We start from the raw sequence: 21,676 nt of genomic DNA on the forward strand, positions 1-21,676 counted from the left end.
CGCCTAGCGCCGGCGGGCGATCAGCCGCGTCAGAGCGCGGCGGCCGAGGAGGAACACGGCCAGCACGACGGCCGTCACGATCACGAAGCTCCACTGCACGCCCTGCCCGGAGGCGATCCGCAGGAGCATCCCGCCCGCGACGGTCACCGCCCAGACGACGAGCCCGGCGGGCACGATCCGGTCCGGGGAGCGCCACGAGCGCGTGACGACCCAGCCGAGCAGGAGCGCCGCCAGGAACGGCCAGAGCGTGGTGAGCAGGCCGATCAGCGCCGACCCCTCGTCGTGGCTCCCGCGGCCGATCAGCACGAAGACCAGGACGAGCACGGCGTCGAGGGCGAGGCCGAGCCCCGCGTGCCGGGTCATGCGGGCTCCGTCACGAAGTCGATGAGCTGCTCGACCCGGCCCAGCAGCGCCGGCTCCAGGTCCTGGAAGGTGCGCACCCGGCCGAGGATGCGCTGCCAGGCGCGCGCGATGTCGGCCTGCTCCTCGTGCGGCCAGCCGAGCGCCTCGCAGATCCCGTGCTTCCACTCGGTGCCGCGCGGGATCTCGGGCCAGCGCTCCAGGCCGATCCGGCCGGGCTTCACGGCCTGCCAGACGTCGATGTAGGGGTGGCCGACGACGAGGACGTGGGCGCCGTGCGGACCGGCGGCGACCTGCTCGGCGATCCGCGACTCCTTCGAGCCGCGCACCAGGTGGTCGACGAGCACGCCGATGCGGCGGCCCGGACCGGGCCGGAACCCGCGCACCAGCTCGTCGAGGTTGTCGACGCCCTCGATGTACTCGACGACGACGCCCTCGACCCGCAGGTCGTGGCCCCAGACCTTCTCGACCAGCTCGGCGTCGTGCCGGCCCTCGACGTAGATGCGGCTGGGCAGGGCGACCCGCGCCTTCGCGTCGGCGACGTGGAAGGAGCCGGAGGCGGAGCGCGCGCGACCGAGGCCGGCGTCGCGCTTCAGCCCGGGCGCCTTGAGCGACACGGGCTTCCCCTCGAGGAGGAACCCGGGCCCCAGCGGGAACACGCGGACCTTGCCGAACCGGTCCTCCAGCCGCACCATCCGCAGCTCCACGCCGAGCACGGCGCCCACGAAGCCGGAGGCGACCTCCTCGACCACCAGATCGCGCTCGGCCTCGACCACCGCCACCTCGACCCTGCCGCGGGCGCGCCAGTCGCCGGCGAGCACGTCCTGCCCGTACCTGTCCTCGTCCATCGCACCGAGGGTAGTCGGAGGCGCGCGGGGCGCCGCGCGGACACGGCGCATGCACCTCTGCTTACATGAGCAGATGACCGAGGACCTCGAACCCGCCGCCGAGCTCTTCAAGGTGCTGTCCTCCTCCTCCCGGCTGCGCCTGCTCCGGGCCCTCGCCGAGGAGACGTCGACGGTCGGGCGGCTGGCCGAGGTGACCGGGCTCTCGCAGCCGCTGGTCTCGCAGCACCTGCGGATGCTCCGCACCGCCGGGCTGGTCGCGGTCGAGCGCGTAGGCCGTGAGGCGCACTACTCCGTCGCCGACACCCACGTCACGCACATCGTCGACGACGCTGTCCGGCACGCCCTGGAGGGGTGACCTCCGTCCCTGTCGGGAACGATGATCGCTCTCGATTAGGCGCATCCATTGCAATGCGTTTATGGATCTGGTCGACTGGAGCCCGTCGCGTCCGCGGCCCCCGCATCCGGAAAGGCAGCACCATGAGCACCACCGATCTCCACGCCGAGCACCCCGTCACCGAGCACGAGCACGGCGAGGGCTGCGGCCACCCGGCCGTGCAGCACGAGGACCACGTCGACTACGTCCACGGCACGCACCACCACGCCCTGCACGGCGACCACTACGACGAGCACGAGTCGGAGGCCGAGCACTCGACCGCCGACCACGAGCACGGCGACGCCTGCGGCCACGAGACCGTGCAGCACGACGACCACGTGGACTTCGTCCACGACGGCCACAAGCACGCCGCTCACGCCGGCCACTACGACGAGCACTGAGGCCGTGCGCGACGGGAGGGCTCGCACCCTCCCGTCGGCGCTCAGCCCTGACGGGCCTTGAAGCGCGGGTTCAGCTTGTTGATCACGAAGACGCGGCCCCGGCGGCGGACCACCTGCGAGCCGGGCTGCGCCTTCATCGACCTGAGGGAGTTGCGGACCTTCACGGATGCTCCTGTCGTTAATGAGAACTGTTATCGATAGAGTAGCGGTCCATGGAGCCCCACCACCCCGCACCCCCCGTCCTCGCCGTCACCCTCGTCAGCGCGACCGACCCCCGGGACGCCGGGCGGACCGCCGCGCTCCTCGCCGGCAGGCCCGAGTCCCGGATCGCCTTCGAGGTCGATCCGCCCGGCGCCGACGGTCCCGCTCTCGCCGAGGAGCTCCACCGGCGCCTCGCGGCCGACGCCGACGACGGCCACCGCGGTCACACGGTCGTCGCCCTCGATGGCCAGGCCGACCCGCTCGAGATCGGACTCGTGCTCGAGCACCTCTGCGCGCAGCGGCATCCCGCCGACACCCGCATCGCGATCCTCGACGTGGTCGCCGTGACGTCGACGGAGGAGATCCTGCGCGTGCTCTGCGGCGGCGCGGGCCCCTCCTTCGACTCGGCGGAGCGCCTCGCCGCCCGCCTGGAGTTCTCGAGCCTCATCGCCCTCGCCGAGCCCCTCTCCGAGAGCGACCCCGAGCGGACCGCACTCGTCCGCGACCTCCTGCGAGCACTCGCCCCCACCGCCGATCTCCTCCCCGCCGGTGAGCTCCCGGCGGCGCCACGGAGGCTCCACCCCCGGCGCGCGCACGCGATCGCCTCCTCGATGGGCTGGCAGTGCGCCCTCAACGGGACCTCGCGGCGCCGCGCCTCGGGCACGACCGTCGAGGAGTTCGTGTTCCGCGATCCGCTGCCCTTCCACCCCGGCCGCCTGAGCACGGCGGTCCACGGGGAGCTGGTGGCGGAGAAGGTGGGCCGCATCCTCCGCTCCCGCGGCCTGGTGCGCCTGGCGACGCGCGCCGACCGGGTCGGCTCGTGGTCCGTCGCCGGCGACGTGCTGACGCTGGACCCGACCAGCCTGCTCAGCTGGGACGAGGACGCGCCTCTCGGCCAGGAGCTCGCCTTCTTCGGGACGGGCCTGGACACCGGGAGGCTGACCGCCGTCCTGCAGAGCTGCCTGCTCACCCCCGAGGAGCTGCTGGCCGGCCCCGCCGCCTGGGCGGAGTACGCGGACCCCTTCCCGCGCTGGGTGGACGAGCACCGGCACTGAGCCGAGCGCCCTCCGCCGCGCGGGACTCGACGAGCGCGACCCGCCAAGGACACCATTAGGCGAATGGTCCTCCGAACGCGCCATCGGACTTCTGGAACCCGCCCGATCATTGATGATCTGCGATAACCCTGCAATTGTGACTGGTGTCAAAGATGACGTTGAGAGAAGGAGATGTTCTTGCCAGGCACCAGAAGATCGGTTCGAGCGCTGCTCATGGGCACCGTACTTGCTTTCACTTCATTGGTCGCGACACCTGCGACGGCCGATCCGGGAGTCGTCACAGCGACCCGAACAGCAGAATCGACAATGCAATCTTTCGGCTTGCTCACGCCTATCGCCGCCTCCAGTGAACGCGCCGCTCGACTAAGCTCCGAATAAGAGCACCTGGAGCCGAGCGGCTCCCTCTCGACGAAGTCCGGCCTCACGGTCGAATACAGGAACCACAGCGTCGGCATCACTCCAGGAACCGCTGTCCGATCGGCGAGCGTCGGGCCTTCAGGCGCGCTCGTCTACAACATGAGCGACTCCTACGATTACGCGTTCACAGGGGCAGGCCATGTTCTCAATGCGGGCTTTGCTCTCATCAAGGACCAGGCAGCCCCATCTGATTACAGATTCGACGTGACCGTGGATGGAGAACCCGCCATCCTTGAGTTCATCGACCACTCGGTTACGGTGAAGGATTCACACGGACGGACCGTCAACTTCATAAATCCGGCCTGGGCCTCAGATTCCACCGGCGCTCCTGTCAGGACCAGTTTCTCGATCGACGGCGGCACGCTGGTGCAGAGAGTGCATCACACGGGCGCATCCTATCCCGTGGTCGCCGACCCCAGCCTCGCCTGTGACATCGCATTCTGTACAATCATGATCAACAGAACCGAGACGAAAACCGCGTCGCAATCTACCGCAGCAGCGGCAGGATTACTGTGCGGATCAATGACGGCCGCATTCGCCCCCCTCGGAGCGGTGTGCGGCGCTTACGGCGCCGTATTCCACGTCGCCGCAGTTCAAGCGAACAACTCTGGCCAGTGCCTCGGCGCACGCTACCTCACTATAGGTGGCTCTCTGCACCCGGTCATCCAGCGCTGTTAGAGCGCGCGAAGAACAGCGAAGGAGATTCAATGGCCTCTGATCACGATCTCAGTCGGGCGATGCGCCGAGAATTGCGCAATCCCATCCTTGGAGGATTGGCGCTTCTGCTGTTCGGCGGTACAGCGGTTCTATTGCTTCTGTTTTGGTTCACCGATGCACGCGCCGTTCTCACGCCCTTCGTCGGGCCTGGAACGGGACTGGTCCTCACTGCTTTTACCGTGGAGGTAGCTCGACGCGCTAGGAGGCGCATGCGCGCGGAGGAGCGGGAGAGCTGACCTCGGAGCCTCGATCGACGGAGATTCTCGTCGCGCCATTGAGCGGCGAAAATCTCCGTCTCCGGTGGAGGACATTCCGTGTCTGACCAGCCCGGCCGGTATACGCCAACCGGAGTCGAACGATCGGACTATCCAATTTGGGATGCAACCGACATCTACGGCAAACGAAGAGTGATCGACGGAGGGGACGCAGCGCGGCCGTCCACCGTGCGGAGACGACGGGCGACCGCAGCGCCGACGGGCTCCGGGACGCACGGAGCCGACCGTGCGCCGGGAGTGTGACGCGCGGAGGCTCCCGCCGGGCGGCGGGTGGGTAGGCTGACCGGACAGCACGTGCTCCGGGGTCGGTGGGAATTCCGAACCGGCGGTCACAGTCCGCGAGCCGCAGCCCCTCGAGAGGGGCGGCGGTTGACCTGGTGGAACTCCAGGACCGACGGTGAAAGTCCGGAGGAGAGGCAGCACGAGCGTCGCGCATCACCGCGCGATGCTGAGCGACGGTGCCCGCGCACCGTCGATCGAGACCCCGGAGTTCGGCGACGAACGGAAGAACCGGGAATGACGATCGACTACGAGCACGCGATGCGCCGGGCGCTGGCGCTCGCCGAGCGCGGGCCCGCCCGCGGACCCAACCCGCGCGTGGGCTGCGTGATCCTCGCGCCCGACGGCACCGTCCTCGGCGAGGGCTGGCACCACGGAGCCGGCACCGCGCACGCCGAGGTCGACGCCCTGTCGCACGTCGCGGCGGGCGCCGCCGAGGGCGCGACGGCCGTCGTCTCGCTCGAGCCGTGCGACCACACCGGGCGCACGGGTCCCTGCAGCCGCGCCCTGATCGAGGCGGGCGTCTCCCGCGTCGTCTACGCCGTGCCGGACCCGGGCGAGCGCTCGGCCGGCGGCGGTCGCACCCTCCGCGAGGCCGGCGTCGAGGTGATCGAGGGCGTGCTCGCCGAGGAGGGAGAGCAGTTCCTCCACCCGTGGCTCACCGCGACCCGCCTGCACCGCCCCTTCGTCACACTCAAGTGGGCCTCGACCCTCGACGGCCGCACCGCGGCGGCGGACGGCAGCAGCCGCTGGATCACCGGAGCGGCGGCCCGGCAGCGCGTGCACGAGCAGCGTGCCGCGCACGACGCGATCCTCGTCGGCACCGGGACCGTCCTCGCCGACGATCCCGCGCTCACCGCCCGCGGCGACGGAGGCGAGCTCCTCGCCCACCAGCCGGTGCCCGTCGTCGTCGGCACGCGCCCCGTGCCGCCGGGCGCCCGCCTGCACGAGCACCCCCGCGCCGTCGTGGTCGAGCGCACCCGCGACCTCGCCGCGGTCCTCGCGCACCTCTACTCCGCCGAGATCCGCAGCGTCTACGTCGAGGCCGGACCGACCCTCGCCTCCGCGCTCGTCGCCGCCGGACTGGTCGACGAGTACCTCGTGTTCCTCGCGCCCGCGCTCCTCGGCGGCCCCCGCCTCGCGCTCGGCGACCTCGGCGTGGAGAGCATCGGCGGGGCCCGGCGCCTCTCCCTCCGCTCGGTCGAGATCCTCGGCGACGACCTCCTCGTGACCGCGCGCCCCGACGTCCTCCCCGCGGGCGGTGCCGGCACCCCGGCCCGCCTCCCCCACGCCCTGCAGATGGAGACCCACTGATGTTCACCGGAATCATCGAGGAGAAGGGCGTCGTGACCGCCGTCGAGGCGGGCGCCGACGCGATCCGCCTCAGCATCCGCGGGCCCCTCGCCGTCGAGGGCGTGCGGCACGGCGACTCGATCGCGGTCTCGGGCGTCTGCCTCACCGTGGTCGAGCACACCGACCAGGGCTTCACCGCCGACGTCATGGCGCAGACCCTGCGGATGTCGACCCTCGACACCGTGGGCGTCGGCGACCCCGTGAACCTCGAGCGCGCCGCGCTGGTCGGCGACCGGCTCGGCGGCCACATCGTCCAGGGCCACATCGACGGCACGGCGACGCTGCTCGCCATCGCACCGGGCGAGGCGTGGCGGGTGCTGCGGTTCTCGCTGCCGACCGGCATCGCTCCGCTCGTCGTCGACAAGGGCTCGATCGCGGTGGACGGCGTCTCGCTGACCGTCTCGGCGATCAGCCCCGCCGCCGAGCCGGAGCAGTGGTTCGAGGTCTCGCTGATCCCCGAGACGCTCGCCGTCACCACGCTGGGCGCGCGCGCGATCGGCGATCAGGTCAACATCGAGACCGACGTCCTGGCCCGCCACGTCGAGCGGATGCTCGCGCTGCGCTCGATCGCGGAGGCCCGCTCATGAGCCTCGCCACCATCCCCGAGGCCGTCGAGGCGCTGCGCGCCGGGCGCCCGATCATCGTCGCGGACGACGAGGGCCGCGAGAACGAGGGCGACGTCATCGTCTCGGCCCAGCTCGCCAGCCAGGAGACGATCGCCTGGATGGTCCGCCACTCCTCCGGGTTCATCTGCGCGCCGATGACCAACGAGATCGCCGACCGCCTCGCCCTGCCGCTGATGGTGGTCGAGAACGAGGACCCGCGCGGCACCGCCTACACGCTGTCCGTCGACGCGGCCGACCGGCTCTCCACCGGCATCAGCGCCTCCGACCGCGCGCACACCCTCCGCGTGCTGGCCGACCCCGAGGCGACCCCGTCCCGCCTGAACCGCCCCGGCCACATCCTGCCGCTGCGCGCCGTCGACGGCGGCGTGCGCGAGCGCGACGGGCACACGGAGGCGGCGGTCGACCTGATGAAGCTCGCCGGCCTGTACCCCGTGGGCGCGATCTCCGAGATCGTCGCCGAGGACGGCGAGATGATGCGGCTGCCCGGACTGATCGCTCTCGGCGAGCGCGAGGGCGTGCCGGTGACCACGGTCGCGGCCCTCATCGCGTACCTGCAGGAGTTCCACTGCGACGCGGAGGTGCCCGTCACGGTCGCGGTCCCGGAGAGCGCGCGGGTGAGCTTCGAGGTCGAGACCACGGTGCCGACCACCCACGGCCCGTTCCGCATCCGCGCCTACCGCGACCGGCAGACCGGAGCGGATCACGTCGCGATCCTCGCGGGAGAGGTCGCCGCGGGGCGGCCCGCACTGGTGCGCGTGCACTCCGAGTGCCTGACCGGCGAGGCGTTCGGCTCGCTGAAGTGCGAGTGCGGACCCCAGCTCGACGCCGCCCTCGACACGATCCAGCGGGACGGCGGCGTCGTCGTCTACCTCCGCGGGCACGAGGGCCGGGGCATCGGCCTGATCAACAAGCTGCGCGCTTACCGCCTGCAGGAGGACGGACTCGACACCCTCGACGCGAACCTCGCCCTCGGGCTCCCCGCCGACGCGCGGGACTACGGAGCGGCGGTCGGGATCCTCGAGGACCTCGGCCTCACCGAGGTGCGCCTGCTCACCAACAACCCCGAGAAGGTCCGCCAGCTCACCGACCGCGGCATCGTCGTCGCCGAGCGCGTGCCGCTCGTCGTCGGGGTCGGCGCCTTCAACGAGGGCTACCTCGAGACCAAGCGCGACCGCATGGGCCACACCCTCGACAGCGTCCTCGACCACGACCCCCTCGACGCCGGGATCTCCGGCCTCGCCCTCGACGCCGGGATCGCCGGCGCCACCACGAAGGAGTAGCAATGGCCGGTAGCGGCGCCCCCACCACCTCCCCTCTCGACGGCGCGGGACTGCGCGTCGTCGTCATCGCGGGCACCTGGCACGAGCAGATCAGCGACGGCCTGATCGCCGGAGCGAGCCGAGCCCTCGACGAGGCCGGAGCATCCTGGTCGCTCGTGCGCGTGCCCGGCTCGTTCGAGCTGCCCGTCGCCTCGAAGGCGGCCCTGGAGGCGGGGGCCGACGCGGTCGTCGCCCTCGGCGTGATCATCCGCGGCGGCACCCCGCACTTCGAGTACGTCTCGGACGCCGCCACCTCCGGGCTCACCACCGTCTCGATCCTGACGGGCAAGCCGGTCGGCTTCGGCGTGCTCACCCTCGACACCGAGCAGCAGGGCATCGATCGCGCGGGCCTTCCCGGCTCGAAGGAGGACAAGGGGCGCGAGGCGGCCGAGGCGGCGGTCTCGACCGCTCTGCTCCTCCGCTCGCTGCGCAGCTGAACCACTGCGGGCGGCCCCCGTCCTGGGGCCGCCCGCACACGAACCTGGGAGAACACGGAGTAAAGTGGTCGGGTCGTCACGAGCGACCCCTCTCTCCTCCCCCTCGCCCCAGCGGTCCGCGACGCCCGATCGACGCCCCGCCCCGCCGGCTCGGGGGGAGTCGCCGTCCACACGGAGCCCCTCCCTCATGTCTTCTCCCGCCGTCTCCGACGCGCCAGCAGCCGCCCCGCAGAACTCCCGCGGCCGCGTCATCCTCGCCAGCCTCATCGGCACCTCGATCGAGTTCTACGACTTCTACGCCTACGCGACCGCCGCCGTCCTGGTCTTCCCGTCGCTCTTCTTCGTCAACGAGGACCCGGCCACGGCCCTCCTCGCCTCCTTCGCCGTCTTCGGCGTCGCGTTCATCGCGCGCCCGATCGGGTCGATCATCTTCGGCCACTTCGGCGACCGCGTCGGCCGCAAGGGCACCCTCGTCGCCTCACTGCTCACCATGGGCGTCGCGACCTTCCTGATCGGCTGCCTGCCCACCGCGCTCACGCCCGGCTGGGAGTTCCTCGCTCCGTTCCTGCTCGTGGTGATGCGCTTCTGCCAGGGCCTCGGCCTCGGCGGCGAGTGGTCCGGAGCCGCGCTGCTCGCGACCGAGAACGCACCGGCCGGCAAGCGCGCCATCTACGGCACCTTCCCGCAGCTGGGCGCACCGATCGGCTTCATCGTCGCCAACGTCCTGTTCCTGGTGCTCGCGAGCACGATGAGCGACGAGACGTTCGCGGCCTGGGGCTGGCGCGTGCCGTTCCTGGCGAGCGCCGTGCTCGTGATCATCGGGCTCTACGTGCGGTTCAAGCTCGTCGAGACGCCCGCGTTCCAGAAGGTCGTCGAGAAGGGCGAGGTCGCCAAGCTGCCCCTCGCCCGCGTCTTCGTCACCAGCTGGCGCCCGCTCATCCTGGGCACCTTCATCATGCTGGCGACCTACGTGCTCTTCTACCTCATGACCACGTTCACGCTGACCTACGGCACCTCGCCCGTCGACGGCGCGGTCCCGGGCCTCGGCTACACGCGCAACGACTTCCTCGTCATGCTGATCGTCGGCGTCGTGTTCTTCGGGATCTTCACGCTCGTCTCCGGCCCGCTCGCGGAGCGCTTCGGCCGCCGGCGGACGCTGCTCGTGGTGACCGCGGCGATCCTCGTGTTCGGCCTGCTCTTCGTGCCCCTGTTCAGCGCCGGCTTCGCGGGCGTCATGGCGGTCCTGATCCTCGGCTTCACGCTGATGGGCCTGACCTTCGGCCCGATGGGCGCCGTCCTCCCCGAGCTGTTCCCGACCAACGTCCGCTACACCGGCTCGGCGATGGCGTACAACCTCGCGTCGATCCTCGGAGCGGCCCTCGCGCCGATCATCGCGGTCGCGCTCTGGAGGGCGGCGGGCGGCAGCACCGTGCTGGTCGGCCTCTACCTCAGCGCCGCGGCCGTGCTGACGCTGATCGCGCTCCTGCTCTCCAAGGAGACGAAGAACGCGTCGTACCACGACAACGTCTCGTAGGACTCCCTGCGGAGGACGGCCCGTCGGGATCCCCCGGCGGGCCGTCCGCGTCTCCGCTGCCTCCCTGAGCACCGGGCCCGCCCTCTGGCGGCCTGCTCGCAGCGACGACGGGGCAGAATGGACGGCGATGAGCACCACCACCTCCCGGCGCGGCGGACGACGACCCTCCCGCGACGACGGACCCCGCGCCTCCTTCTCGCAGCTCGTGCCCTACCTGCTCGAGCACCGCGGCATCCTCTCGGTCGTCGTGGTCCTCAGCCTGTTCGGAGCGGCGGCGAGCCTCGGCCAGCCCCTGCTCGTCGGCCAGGTCATCACCCGGGTCCAGTCCGGTCTCGATCTCGGCCCGCTCGTGTGGGCCCTCGTCGGCCTGGTCGTGGCCTCCGGGCTCATCTCGGGCTTCGCGCACTACCTGCTCCAGCGCACCGGCGAGGGGATCGTGCTCTCGAGCCGCCGCCGCATCGTCGCGCGGCTGCTGCGCCTCCCCATCCGGGAGTTCGACGCCCGCCGCACCGGCGACCTCGTCTCGCGCGTCGGCTCCGACTCCACGCTCCTGCGCGCCGTGCTGACCCAGGGGCTCGTCGACTCGATCGCGGGCTCCCTCGTCTTCGTCGGCGCGATCATCGCGATGGCCGTCATCGACTGGGTGCTGCTGCTGATCATCGTGGCGGTGGTGGCGGTGGCCCTCGGGCTCGCGCTGGCCCTCGGCCGCGGCATCCGCACCGCCAGCCGCAAGGCCCAGGAGAAGGTCGGCGATCTGGCCGCGGCAGTCGAGCGCGCCATCAGTGCCGTCCGGACGATCCGTGCCGCCGGAGCCACCGACCGCGAGATCGCGGTCGTCGACCAGCACGCGACGGAGGCGTACCGCCTCGGGATCCGCGTCGCACACGTCTCGGCCCTCGTGGTGCCGGTGGCCGGGATCGCCATGCAGGTCGCCTTCCTCGCCGTCCTCGGCGTCGGCGGCTACCGCGTCGCGTCCGGCGCGATCGACATCGCCCAGCTGGTCTCGTTCATCCTCTTCCTCTTCATGATGGTGATGCCGCTCGGCAACTTCATCGGCGCCATCACCTCGGTGAACTCGGCGCTGGGCGCCCTCGGCCGCATCCAGGAGATCATCGACCTGCCGATCGAGGGCGACGGCGACGCCTCCGCGGGCGGCCTCGGCGCCGGCGTGGCGGAGGAGGCCATCTCCTTCGAGGACGTGGTGTTCTCCTACGAGGAGGGCGCCGTGCCCGACGCGGCGGCCGTGGCGGACGAGCGCGACCGCACTGTCCTGCGCGGCGTCTCCTTCACCGTGCCGCGCGGCAAGCGCACCGCCCTGGTCGGGCCGTCGGGAGCGGGCAAGAGCACGATCCTCGCCCTCATCGAGCGGTTCTACGACCCGGAGGCCGGCGTCGTCCGACTCGGCGGTGTCGACATCACGGCCATCGACCGCGACGCGCTCCGCGCGCAGATCGGCTACGTCGAGCAGGACGCCCCGGTCCTGGCCGGCACCATCCGCGAGAACCTCGTCCTCGGCCGCCCCGACGCCGACGACGCCGACTGCCTCCGGGTGCTCGAGGCGGTGAACCTGACCGACGTGCTCGAGCGCAACCCGCTCGGCCTGCACTCGCCGGTGGGCGAGAGCGGAGTGATGCTCTCGGGCGGTGAGCGTCAGCGCCTCGCGATCGGCCGCGCGCTCCTGGCGGCCCCGCCGATCCTGCTGCTGGACGAGTCCACGTCGAGCCTCGACGGACTCAACGAGCAGCGCTTGCGCCTGGCGATCGACGCGGTCGCCGAGAACCGGACCCTGCTGGTGATCGCGCACCGCCTGTCGACCGTGGTCGACTCCGACCGCATCGTCGTGCTGCAGAAGGGCGAGGTCGTGGGAGTCGGCACCCACTCCGAGCTCGTCGAGTCGACGCCGCTCTACCGGGACCTCGCCAAGCACCAGCTGCTCGTCTGACGGACGCCGCAGCGGCGTCTCGCGACCGCCGCTGCCTCATGCCGGTCGACCAGCCGCGCAGCGGCGTGTCGAGACGCCCGCACGTCTCGACCGGCAGCCTGCGCCCGCTCGTCCCTCAGCGCGGCGGCAGCCGCAGAGCCCCGTCGAGCCGGATGGTCTCGCCGTTGATCATGGGGTTCTCGACGATGTGCCGCACCAGGGCCGCGAACTCCTCGGGGCGTCCGAGGCGAGCAGGATGCGGCGTCGCCGAGCCGAGCGCCTCGCGGGCCCTGTCCGGCAGCCCGGCGAGCAGGGGCGTGTCGAACGTGCCCGGTGCGATCGACACCACGCGCACGAGCCGGGCCGCGAGCTCGCGCGCGAGCGGCAGGGTCATCGCCGCCACGGCTCCCTTCGACGCGGCGTAGGCCGCCTGTCCGATCTGCCCCTCGAAGGCGGCGACGGAGGCGGTCGTGACCAGGACTCCCCGCTCCCCGTCGACCGGCTCCCGCTCGGCGATCGACGCCGCGGCGAGGCGCAGCACGTTGAGCGTCCCGGTCGTGTTGATCCGCAGCACCCGGTCGAACTGCTCGAGCGGCAGTGGCCCGTCGCGTCCGAGCAGCCGCCCGGGTGTGGCCACGCCCGCACAGCTCACGGCGACGCGCAGCTCCCCCGCCGCCTCCACGGCGCGCGAGACGGCGTCCGGATCGAGGACGTCCCCGGCGATCAGCTGCACGGAGGCGGGCAGACGCGCGGCCTCCACCGCGTGCGGCAGGTCGAGCACGACCACGTGCGCTCCTGCGGCGTCGAGCGCCGTCGCCGTCGCGGCTCCCAGTCCGGATGCTCCCCCCGCGATCAGCGCGGACGTCCCCTCGAGTCGCACGGTCAGCCCGCCGGAGCGGGGGTGGAGTCGGCGTCGGGCTCGTCGGTCGGCTCGCTGCCGGGCTCCCCCGTCGGATCACTGCTCGGCTCCCCGGACGCGAGCGCCTGCGCCGAGCAGTCGGTCAGGGTGGCGTCGTACGCGTCCCGGGCGCGCTGCGCCGCCAGGCGGACCTCCTCCTCCGCGAGCGGGCTCGCGAGCGGCGGCCGGTCGCTCAGGCCGTAGCGGGCGAGGCAGTCGCTGATCAGGCGGGTCATGCGCGCGCCGCTCTCGGGATCGGCTGTGCCGGTGGGCGCCGGGGCGGCGGTCGCGACGGAGCCGGAGTCGCGGACGGTCCCGTCCGGCACCTCCGCGGCGGGACCGGAGCAGGCGGTGAGGCTCAGTGCGAGCGCGACTCCGACGAGCAGCGCGACGGGCGGGCGGAGCGTCGTGCGCAGGAGCATGGACGACCTCGTTCGTGACGGCTGCGGGCAGGAGTGCGGCCACGGTAGCGCAGTCGATGCTTCCGGCGAGCGCTGGGCGCGCTCTCAGGTCTCAGTGGCACCCCCAACGGGGCACAGGCGCACCTCTCAGGAGGGCTCGGCGAGCGCCCACATCGCGACCGCCGACGCCGCAGCGACGTTGAGCGAGTCGATCCCGTGCCGCATCGGGATCTGGACGGCGACATCGGCGGCGGCGAGCGCTTCGGCGGTGAGACCCTGCCCCTCGGTGCCGAGCACGAGGGCGACGCGCTCCGGAGCGCGGGCGGCGAAGTCCCGCAGGGGCACCGCCTCCGGGGTCAGAGCCATCGCCGCGATCGTGAAGCCCGCTCCGCGCAGGAGCCGCTGCGTCGACGGCCAGTCGCCGACGCGCGTCCAGGGCACCTGGAGGACCGTTCCCATGCTCACGCGGATGGCGCGACGGTAGTACGGATCGGAGCAGCGCGGCGTCACCAGCACGGCATCGGCTCCGATGGCCCCGACGGAGCGGAAGATCGCGCCGACGTTGGTCGGGTCGACCACGTCCTCGAGCACGACGACGCGGCGCGCTCCCGCGAGCAGGCCGGCCGGGTCGGGCAGCACGGGCCGGTCCATCGCCGCGATCAGGCCGCGGTGCAGGGTGTACCCGGTGAGCTCGGCCAGGAGCTCACCCGGGCCCGTGAAGACGGGCACGTCGAAGCGGCCGACCAGGCGCTCGGCCTCGCCGGCCGAACCGCCGAGGGCGAGCACCGAGCGCGGCCGGTGCCCGGCGGCGATCGCGCGCTCGAGCACGAGCGCCGACTCCGCGATGTACAGGCCGTGCGGGCCGCGGGCGTTCTTCAGCGCGACGTCGGTCGCGTGCGCGTAGTCGCGCAGCCGCGGGTCGTCGAGCGCGGTGACCTCGATCCGCTCCACCGGATCAGGCGAAGGGGTCGGGGGTGAGCGTGTACTTGGTGCTGAGGTACTCGTGGATCCCCTCGAGTCCGCCCTCGCGGCCGAGGCCCGACTGCTTCACCCCGCCGAAGGGCGCCGCCGCGTTCGACACCACGCCGACGTTGAGGCCCATCATCCCGGTGGCGAGCCGCTCGATCATCCGCTGACCGCGGGCGAGATCGCGCGTGAAGACGTAGGACACCAGTCCGTACTCGGTGTCGTTGGCGAGCGCGACGGCGTCGTCCTCGTCGGTGAACGGCACGATCGCGAGGACCGGGCCGAAGATCTCGGTGCGCAGGATCTCGCTCTCCCGGTCGACCCCCGCGAGCACGGTCGGCCGGTAGAAGTGGCCGGCCCCCTCGATCCGATCGCCGCCGGTGAGCAGGCGCGCGCCGCGGGAGATTGCGTCCTCCACCAGCGCGGACGCCTTCTCGACCGCGCGCTCGTCGATCAGCGGGCCGATGGTCACTCCGTCCTCGGTGCCGCGGCCGACGCGCAGAGCGCGCACGCGCTCCACGATCCGCGCCGCGAACTCCTCGGCGATCGACTCGTGCACGAAGAAGCGGTTGGCGGCCGTGCAGGCCTGGCCGATGTTGCGGAACTTCGCGAGCATCGCGCCCTCGACCGCCCGGTCGAGGTCGGCGTCCTCGAACACGACGAAGGGCGCGTTGCCGCCCAGCTCCATCGAGGTCCGCAGCACGTTCTCGGAGGCCTGCTGCAGCAGCGTGCGCCCGACGGGAGTGGAGCCGGTGAAGGACACCTTCCGCAGGCGGGGATCCGACAGGATCGGAGCCGACACGGCTCCCGCCGAGGACGTGGTGACCACGTTGAGCACGCCGTCGGGGAGCCCCGCCTCGGCGAGCAGCGCCGCGAAGGCGAGCGTGGTGAGCGGAGTGAGCTCGGCCGGCTTCACGACGACGGTGCAGCCCGCCGCCAGCGCCGGAGCGATCTTCCGCGTCGCCATCGCGAGCGGGAAGTTCCAGGGGGTGATCAGGTAGCAGGGGCCCACCGGGTGCTGCGAGACGATCATCCGGCCACTGCCCTCGGGCGAGACGCCGTAGCGTCCGCTGATGCGCACCGCCTCCTCGCTGAACCAGCGGAGGAACTCGCCGCCGTACACGACCTCGCCCCTCGCCTCCGCGACCGGCTTGCCCATCTCGAGCGCCATCAGGAGCGCGAACTCCTCGGTGCGCTCCTGCAGGAGGTCGAACGCCCGCCGGAGGATCTCGCCCCGCTTCCGCGGCGCCGTCGCGGCCCACGACGGACCGGCGGCGACGGCGGCGTCGAGCGCCCGGACCCCGTCCTCCGGAGTCGCGTCGGCGATCGAGACCAGGACCGCTCCGGTGGCCGGGTCCTCGACGTCGATCGAGCCGCCGCCGGAGGCGTCCACCCACTCACCGCCGATCAGCAGCTGCGTGGGGATGCGGGCGAGCAGAGCGGTCTCGGCGGCGCGGGACGCGACGGAATCAGTCACAGGAGGGAACCACTTCTTCGGATCGGAGCGCGCAGACCGCGCCGGGAGGAGCTTCTCGTCCTCCCAGTGTAGGACGGGCGATCGCTCCGGGGGCGTGGTCGCCGGGAGCCGCGAGGACCTGCGCCTCCCTGAGCCCTGTGGAGGGACGAGCGCTCAGACGGACCGCTCGACGCGGACTCCCGCCTCCGTCAGCTCGCGCAGCGCCGCGGCACTCGCCTCCTCGGAGACGCCTGCGACCAGGTCCTGGAGCACGCGGACCTCGAGCCCCGCCCGTCGCGCGTCGAGCGCCGAGGCGCGCACGCAGTGGTCGGTCGCGAGTCCCACGACGTCGAGCGCAGTGACGCCCCGCTCCGCGAGCACGGCGCCGAGCTCCTCGCCCGCCTCCGTCGTGCCCTCGAAGGCCGAGTAGGAGGGGCGGCCCTGCCCCTTGAGGATCTGCACGTCGATCAGAGCGGTGTCCAGGGCCGGGTGGAACCGCGCGCCGTCCGTGCCGGCGACGCAGTGGACGGGCCAGCTGTCGACGAAGTCCGGCTCCACCGCGAAGTGGCCGCCGTTGTCGGAGTCGCCCTCGTGCCAGTCGCGGGAGGCCAGCACCGCGGAGTAGCGGTCGGCGTGCGCCGCCAGATGCGCGGTGATTCCCCGGGCGACGGCCGCGCCGCCTGTGACGGCGAGCGCGCCGCCCTCGGTGAAGTCGTTCTGCACGTCGACGATCAGGAGTGCGGTGGTCATCGTGGGCCTTCCGGGAGGAGGTGGCGAGGAGGAGCGGGAGGTCGACCCGCCCGGGTCAGGAGTCGGAGAGCGAGGATCCGCAGCGGTAGACACCCGTCACGAGAGTGTCGATCGCGGTCTTCGCCGAGTCGGAGACGTCGCCGAGAGCGTAGACCGCGAAGGTCAGCTCGGTGCCGTCCGCCGCGGTGACCACGCCGGCCAGTGTGTAGCCGGTGTCGATCCAGCCCGTCTTCGCGCGCACCGCGCCGTCGGCCGCGGCGTTGTCGCCGGCGAAGCGGTCGGAGTAGGAGAGCGAGCCCGTCCGGCCCGACACCGGCAGGCCGTCCAGGAGGATCCCCAGCTGCCCCTCGCGGGCCTGCACCTTCCGGAGCAGCTCGGTGAAGTACGCCGGCGCGACCGCGTTGTCGTCGCTCAGGCCGGAGCCGTCGACGATCGCGATCCCGGACGTGTCGACGCCGTAACCGGCGAGCCCCTGCAGCACACCGGCCTGCTCGGCAGCGAAGTCGCTGCCCGCGCCGGTGCGGATCGCGACGAGCCGCGCGAGCATCTCGGCGATCGCATTGTCGGAGACGAGCAGCATCTGCTGCACGAGCGTGCCGACCGGAGCCGACTCCACCGTGCCGAGAACCGCGGCGCCCGCGGGAGCGGTCCCGGTGGAGACCACGGGCGAGCCGTCCAACTCGTCGGCGAACGCCTCTCCGGCCCGGCCGACCGGATCCGTGCCGCGCTCGGACGTCGAGGCCGTGGGGTCCTCGCGATCGCCGTCCACCTGGAGCGCCGTGATCTCGGGCATGTAGCCGTCGACCTGCTCCTTGCGGTTCCAGCTCGGCTGCCAGGTCTCGCCCGAGTAGAGGGAGGAGTCGAGCACCAGCGACGTGATCGGCGTCCCGGCGGTGGACGGGTCCGCCTCCCAGGCGCTCTCGACCTGCGCCGCGAGGTCGTCGAGGTGGGCCGCTCCGGCGTAGGTCGACTCCCGGCCGGTCGGGAGCCGGGTCAGGGTGAGGTCTCCCCCGCCGACGAGGACGACGCTTCCGGGCTCGCTCCCGCGGACCACGGTGGTGGCGATGCGCGTGTCCGGGCCGAGGACCGCGAGCGCCGACGCGGCCGTGAGGATCTTGAGGGCGGAGGCGGTGCGGGACGCGGTCCCGCCCCCGCGGTCGAACAGGACCTCGCCCGTCGCGGCGTCGACCACACGCGCCTGCATCGAGCCCAGGCGCGGGTCGGCGGCGAGCCCCGCCACCGAGCAGGTGCGGAGCGCCTCGGCCGCCGCTTCGGCGATGGGCCGCGCCGTGGCCGTCGGCGTCGGTGTGGGAGTCGCGGTGGCGGTCGGTGTCGAGACGACGGGCAGCGCCCCGGGCTCCGCGGCGCTGCCGAGGGCCGTCCCCACGCCGAAGGCGCCGCCACCGAGCACGGCGGCCACCAGCACCGCGGCGACCACGAGAGTGCGGCGACGGGGAGAAGGCGTGTCGGTCATCCGCAACAGGGTAGCGACGCGAGTTCGACGCGACCTGGACGCCGCGGATCCGGCCGGGAACTCACGGATCCGGCTTGGACGTCGAGGATGACGGGAGAGGGAGCCGCCTGTGGGAATCGAACCCACGACCTTCTCATTACGAGTGAGACGCTCTGCCGACTGAGCTAAGGCGGCGTGCACGCGGGGCCTGAGCCCCCGACACGATTACACAGCATAGCCTGCTCGCGCCCCCGGGCGTGAATCAGGACGGCGCGGTCGAGCAGAGGCTCCGCGACGGCGGCGTCGACCGCCGCGCTCGGCTCAGGCGAGCGCGCCGCGGAGCTCCTCGAAGGAGCGGGCGATGCGTCCGGGCAGGGCCTCCCGGCCGTCGTGATCGACCCAGGCCGCCCAGGCGTGGCGGACGGCGGCGAGCCCGAGGAGCGTCAGCATCCGCGCCCGGCTGCGCACCCGCTCCGCGTCGTCGTCCTCCTGGCCGAGACGCTCGGCGACGAGCCCCTCGACCGCGAGCTCGAACTCGCGCATGCCCGCGATCTTCAGACCGACCAGATGCGGGTGCTCGCGGAAGAGCGCGCGGCGGAGGACGTGCAGCTCCCGATCCTCCTCGAGCGGCTCCTCCATCGCGGCGACGAAGACCCGCTGCAGGTCCTCGAGCACGGCGCCCCGGCCCGCGACGAACGCCGCCGCCGTCTCGTCGGCGATGACCGGGAGCCCGCCGACCAGCGCGTCCTCCTTCGAGGCGAAGTAGTTGAAGAAGGTGCGCGTGGAGACGTCGGCGGCGCGCGAGACGTCGTCGATGGTCACGCGCTCCGGCCCGCGCTCGCTAGCGAGGCGGAGGACGGCGATCTCGATCGCCCGCCGCGTGGCCAGGCGCTTGCGCTCGCGGAGCCCGGGCTGCTGCTCGCGGGACCGCTCCTGCTCGGTCAGCACTTCGGGTCCACCTCCGGGACGGTCCCCTCGAGCAGGTACGCGTCGACCGCGTCGTTCACGCAGGACGTCGACTTGTTGTAGGCCGTGTGGCCCTCGCCGTCGTAGGTGACCAGGTGACCGGCGGAGAGCTCGCCCGCGAGCGCCTGCGCCCACACGTAGGGCGTCGCGGGATCGTTCGTGGTGCCCACGACCAGGATGGGCGCCGAGCCCTCCGCGGTGATCGGCTCGCGGGAGCCCTCGAACGCCGCCGGCCACTCGCTGCAGAGGATGTCGCCGTAGGCCATGTAGCGGCCGATCGTCGGCGCGGCCTGCTCGAGAGCGGCCTCGTCGGCGCGCATTGAGGCGGTGTCGGCGTCGTAGGAGTAGTCGACGCAGTTGATCGCGAGGAACGCCTCGGTGGTGTTGTCCGCGTACCGGCCGTCCGCGTCGCGCCCGTTGTAGGCGTCCGCGTACTGGAACGCGACCGCGGGGTCGCCCCGGCGGACGTCGGCCAGCATCTCGCTCAGCGCTCCCCACGCCGTGGCGTCGTAGAGCGGATAGACGATCGCGGTGAACAGCGTGCTCGCGCCGAGCTCACGGCCATCGGCGGCCCGGATCGGCGAGGCGTCCACGTCCTCGAGCATGCGCTTCAGCTGGGCCATCCCCGCGTCGACGGTGCCGGTGAACGGGCAGTCGTCCGAGCGGAGGCAGTCGGCGAGGTAGGCGCGCAGTGCGCTCTCGAACCCCTTCGCCTGCTCGCGCACCACGTCGAACGAGGTGGCCGCCGGATCGATCGCGCCGTCGAGGACGAGGCGGCCGACCCGGTCCGGGAACAGCCCGGCGTAGGTCGCTCCGAGGAACGTGCCGTAGGAGTAGCCGAGGTAGTGCAGCGTCTCGTCGCCGAGCGCCGCGCGCAGCACGTCGAGATCACGGGCGGCGCTCGGGGTGCCGACCTCGGGCAGCAGCGGCCCGCTGCGCTCCTGGCAGGCGGCGGCGAACGCAGCGGCGGACGTGCGCTGCGCCTGGATCCACTCGTCGCTGCCCCGCTCCCCGGGCGTGATGTCGTAGAGGTAGGAGTCGAGGCCCGCGGCGTCGAGACAGGAGACCGCGGTGGAGGCGCCCACTCCGCGCGGATCGAAGCCGACGACGTCGTACCGGGCGGCGAGCGCGGAGTCGACCGCGTAGTCGGCGCTGTCGCGGATGAAGTCGACGCCCGACGCTCCCGGCCCGCCCGGATTCACGAGCAGGGACCCGATCGCCGGGCCCTTCGTCGCGGGTCGGCGCACCAGAGCGATCGACGCGGTCTCCCCCGAGGGGTCGTCCCAGTCGAGCGGGACGGTCGCGTCGGTGCAGAGAGCGCCGTCACCGCAGTCGTCCCAGACCAGCACCTGCGAGTAGTAGCGCTCCAGGGAGTCGTCGACGGTCTGCGGGTAGGGGGTGGAGGTCCGGTCGACGCTCGGGCCGGGCGCGAAGCAGCCGGTCAGGAGGGACGCGGCCGCGACGAGCGCGAGGACGACGGCCGTCCGGCGCCCCCGCCTCACGCGGCCACCGGACGGCGCGCCGCGACGACGAGCAGCGCCTCGAGAGCGAGGACCGGGGAGACGTTCGCGTCGATCCGCTGCCGGGCGGTCGCGATCGCGTCGAGGACGGCGAGCGTGCGGTCGGGCGGAGTCGCGTCGGCGAGCGCGGTCATCTCGGTCCGGACCTCCTCGTTGATGACGCCTCCGGGCGCTCCGAGCTGGAGGCGCACCACGTCGCGGTAGAGGGAGAGCAGGTCGACGAGGATCCGGTCGAGGCCGTCGCGGAGGCTCCGCGTCGCGCGTCGCTTCTGGTCCTCCTCGAGCGCCCGCAGCTGCGAGCGGAGCTGCGCGGGCACGGTGCCCCCGGGCTCGACGCCGAGCGAGCGCAGCGCCTGCTGCCGCTCGGCCTCGTCGCGCTCGAGGGTGATCGCCTTGGCGTCCTCGGTCGCGACCTCGATCATCCGCGCAGCGCCGAGCACCGCGTCCGAGACGCCGCGGAGGCGCAGGGCGATGCGGAGCGTCTCCTCGCGCCGCTCGCGCGCGTTCGCGTCGGTCGCCAGGCGGTGCGCCATCCCGATGTGGCTCTGAGCCTGGCGGGCGGCGCGCTCGGCGGTCTCGGGGTCGACCCCGTCGCGGCGCTCGAGGAGACCGGCGACGTCCTCGACGCTCGGCACGCGGAGCCGCACGGAGCGGACGCGGGAGCGAATGGTGGGGAGCAGATCGGCCTCGCTCGGGGCGCACAGGATCCAGACCGTGCGCTCCGGCGGCTCCTCGAGCGCCTTCAGCAGCACGTTGGACGTGCGCTCGCTCATCCGGTCGGCGTCCTCGATGACCATGACGCGGTAGCGCGACACCGAGGGCGAGTACTGCGAGCTGCTGACCAGCCGCCGCACCTCGTCGATCGAGATGATCACGCGCTCGGTCGTCAGCACGGCGAGGTCGGGATGGGAGCGGGCGGCGACCTGGCGGCAGTCGGGGCACTCCCCGCAGCCGCCGCGGCGGCAGAGCAGTGCGGAGGCGAACGCGTAGGCGAGGTTCGAGCGGCCGGACCCGGGAGGGCCGGTGATGAGCCAGGAGTGCGTCATCGACGACGATTCCCGGCCACGGTCGTCACGGGGCGTCGAGGCGTCCTGCAGGGCGCCGATGGCGTGCTCCTGCCCGACGAGCTGGCTCCAGACGGTCATGCCAC

Annotated in this window: 22 protein-coding genes, 1 tRNA gene and 1 riboswitch; of the genes, 10 read left to right on the forward strand and 13 right to left on the reverse strand. The window is 72.5% G+C overall.

Annotated elements, in window-relative coordinates; all coding sequences use genetic code 11:
- Window positions 1–3: 3 nt before the first annotated feature.
- The gene (locus C5C82_RS10210; RefSeq protein ID WP_104233715.1) at window positions 4–363 is read right to left on the reverse strand and encodes a DUF3054 domain-containing protein; all 360 of its coding nucleotides are present in this window, start codon (window positions 361–363) and stop codon (window positions 4–6) included.
- Window positions 360–1,208: a DUF3097 domain-containing protein gene (locus C5C82_RS10215; RefSeq protein ID WP_104319393.1), complete on the reverse strand. Its 849-nt coding sequence runs from the start codon at window positions 1,206–1,208 to the stop codon at window positions 360–362. The genes C5C82_RS10210 and C5C82_RS10215 overlap by 4 nt, the downstream gene beginning before the upstream one ends.
- A 73-nt stretch (window positions 1,209–1,281) precedes the next feature.
- On the opposite strand from C5C82_RS10215, the gene C5C82_RS10220 reads away from it, so the two are divergent.
- Both C5C82_RS10220 and C5C82_RS18050 read left to right on the forward strand, forming a co-directional pair.
- Window positions 1,282–1,563, forward strand: a complete 282-nt coding sequence (locus C5C82_RS10220; protein ID WP_104222235.1) for a helix-turn-helix transcriptional regulator — start codon at window positions 1,282–1,284, stop codon at window positions 1,561–1,563.
- Between the two features lie 122 nt (window positions 1,564–1,685).
- The gene (locus tag C5C82_RS18050) at window positions 1,686–1,982 is read left to right on the forward strand and encodes a hypothetical protein (protein WP_104222233.1); all 297 of its coding nucleotides are present in this window, start codon (window positions 1,686–1,688) and stop codon (window positions 1,980–1,982) included.
- A gap of 41 nt (window positions 1,983–2,023) precedes the next feature.
- Here the strand turns inward: C5C82_RS18050 and ykgO are convergent, their stop codons facing one another.
- Entirely contained in the window at window positions 2,024–2,146 is a 123-nt protein-coding gene (ykgO, locus tag C5C82_RS10230) for a type B 50S ribosomal protein L36 (RefSeq protein WP_104226896.1), read from the reverse strand.
- 48 nt (window positions 2,147–2,194) lie between these two features.
- Here ykgO and C5C82_RS10235 point away from each other — a divergent pair, with 48 nt between their 5' ends.
- The 8 genes from C5C82_RS10235 to C5C82_RS10265 all read left to right on the forward strand — a co-directional run bounded on the left by C5C82_RS10235 (window position 2,195) and on the right by C5C82_RS10265 (window position 12,137).
- Window positions 2,195–3,238 carry a GTP-binding protein gene (locus C5C82_RS10235; protein WP_104355022.1) on the forward strand — a complete coding sequence of 348 codons (1,044 nt, stop codon included), beginning with the start codon at window positions 2,195–2,197 and terminating at the stop codon, window positions 3,236–3,238.
- 516 nt (window positions 3,239–3,754) lie between these two features.
- A complete protein-coding gene (locus tag C5C82_RS17300; protein WP_146085975.1) occupies window positions 3,755–4,333 on the forward strand; it encodes a hypothetical protein in 579 nt (192 codons plus the stop codon).
- Between the two features lie 606 nt (window positions 4,334–4,939).
- A riboswitch (FMN riboswitch) is annotated at window positions 4,940–5,072 on the forward strand.
- A gap of 91 nt (window positions 5,073–5,163) precedes the next feature.
- On the forward strand, window positions 5,164–6,240 hold the full coding sequence (gene ribD, locus C5C82_RS10240) for a bifunctional diaminohydroxyphosphoribosylaminopyrimidine deaminase/5-amino-6-(5-phosphoribosylamino)uracil reductase RibD (protein WP_258062884.1): 1,077 nt from the start codon (window positions 5,164–5,166) through the stop codon (window positions 6,238–6,240).
- Window positions 6,240–6,866, forward strand: a complete 627-nt coding sequence (locus C5C82_RS10245; RefSeq protein WP_104233719.1) for a riboflavin synthase — start codon at window positions 6,240–6,242, stop codon at window positions 6,864–6,866. The genes ribD and C5C82_RS10245 overlap by 1 nt, the downstream gene beginning before the upstream one ends.
- A complete protein-coding gene (gene ribA, locus C5C82_RS10250; RefSeq protein WP_104222225.1) occupies window positions 6,863–8,185 on the forward strand; it encodes a GTP cyclohydrolase II in 1,323 nt (440 codons plus the stop codon). Before C5C82_RS10245 ends, ribA begins: the two co-directional genes overlap by 4 nt.
- Window positions 8,186–8,187: 2 nt before the next feature.
- Window positions 8,188–8,661, forward strand: a complete 474-nt coding sequence (ribH, locus tag C5C82_RS10255) for a 6,7-dimethyl-8-ribityllumazine synthase (protein WP_104250609.1) — start codon at window positions 8,188–8,190, stop codon at window positions 8,659–8,661.
- Between the two features lie 187 nt (window positions 8,662–8,848).
- The gene (locus C5C82_RS10260) at window positions 8,849–10,195 is read left to right on the forward strand and encodes an MFS transporter (protein ID WP_104222221.1); all 1,347 of its coding nucleotides are present in this window, start codon (window positions 8,849–8,851) and stop codon (window positions 10,193–10,195) included.
- 127 nt (window positions 10,196–10,322) lie between these two features.
- On the forward strand, window positions 10,323–12,137 hold the full coding sequence (locus tag C5C82_RS10265; protein WP_104355023.1) for an ABC transporter ATP-binding protein: 1,815 nt from the start codon (window positions 10,323–10,325) through the stop codon (window positions 12,135–12,137).
- 115 nt (window positions 12,138–12,252) lie between these two features.
- Here C5C82_RS10265 and C5C82_RS10270 read toward each other — a convergent pair whose 3' ends face one another.
- From C5C82_RS10270 to C5C82_RS10315, 10 genes are all read right to left on the reverse strand, one after another.
- Complete coding sequence (locus tag C5C82_RS10270; RefSeq protein ID WP_104352916.1) at window positions 12,253–12,996, reverse strand: SDR family NAD(P)-dependent oxidoreductase; 744 nt, start codon at window positions 12,994–12,996, stop codon at window positions 12,253–12,255.
- Window positions 12,997–12,998: 2 nt separating this feature from the next.
- Window positions 12,999–13,436, reverse strand: coding sequence for a hypothetical protein (locus C5C82_RS10275; RefSeq protein ID WP_104352915.1), 438 nt, complete (start codon window positions 13,434–13,436; stop codon window positions 12,999–13,001).
- Between the two features lie 126 nt (window positions 13,437–13,562).
- Window positions 13,563–14,366: an RNA methyltransferase gene (locus C5C82_RS10280; RefSeq protein ID WP_104352914.1), complete on the reverse strand. Its 804-nt coding sequence runs from the start codon at window positions 14,364–14,366 to the stop codon at window positions 13,563–13,565.
- 4 nt (window positions 14,367–14,370) lie between these two features.
- Window positions 14,371–15,858, reverse strand: a complete 1,488-nt coding sequence (locus C5C82_RS10285; RefSeq protein WP_104327797.1) for an NAD-dependent succinate-semialdehyde dehydrogenase — start codon at window positions 15,856–15,858, stop codon at window positions 14,371–14,373.
- Between the two features lie 153 nt (window positions 15,859–16,011).
- Window positions 16,012–16,587: an isochorismatase family protein gene (locus tag C5C82_RS10290; protein ID WP_104352913.1), complete on the reverse strand. Its 576-nt coding sequence runs from the start codon at window positions 16,585–16,587 to the stop codon at window positions 16,012–16,014.
- 55 nt (window positions 16,588–16,642) lie between these two features.
- The gene (dacB, locus tag C5C82_RS10295) at window positions 16,643–18,061 is read right to left on the reverse strand and encodes a D-alanyl-D-alanine carboxypeptidase/D-alanyl-D-alanine-endopeptidase (protein WP_104355024.1); all 1,419 of its coding nucleotides are present in this window, start codon (window positions 18,059–18,061) and stop codon (window positions 16,643–16,645) included.
- A 101-nt stretch (window positions 18,062–18,162) separates the two neighbouring features.
- Window positions 18,163–18,235: transfer RNA gene (locus tag C5C82_RS10300), tRNA-Thr, on the reverse strand.
- Window positions 18,236–18,361: 126 nt separating this feature from the next.
- Window positions 18,362–18,988, reverse strand: coding sequence for a TetR/AcrR family transcriptional regulator (locus tag C5C82_RS17565; protein ID WP_181027157.1), 627 nt, complete (start codon window positions 18,986–18,988; stop codon window positions 18,362–18,364).
- Window positions 18,982–20,508: an alpha/beta hydrolase gene (locus C5C82_RS10310; protein WP_104355025.1), complete on the reverse strand. Its 1,527-nt coding sequence runs from the start codon at window positions 20,506–20,508 to the stop codon at window positions 18,982–18,984. The genes C5C82_RS17565 and C5C82_RS10310 overlap by 7 nt, the downstream gene beginning before the upstream one ends.
- Window positions 20,505–21,671: a DNA polymerase III subunit delta' gene (locus C5C82_RS10315; protein WP_104355026.1), complete on the reverse strand. Its 1,167-nt coding sequence runs from the start codon at window positions 21,669–21,671 to the stop codon at window positions 20,505–20,507. The genes C5C82_RS10310 and C5C82_RS10315 overlap by 4 nt, the downstream gene beginning before the upstream one ends.
- Between the last annotated feature and the right edge of the window lie 5 nt (window positions 21,672–21,676).

It is taken from the genome of Rathayibacter sp. AY1D5 (genome assembly GCF_002932515.1).
Classification (GTDB): Bacteria; Actinomycetota; Actinomycetes; order Actinomycetales; family Microbacteriaceae; genus Rathayibacter.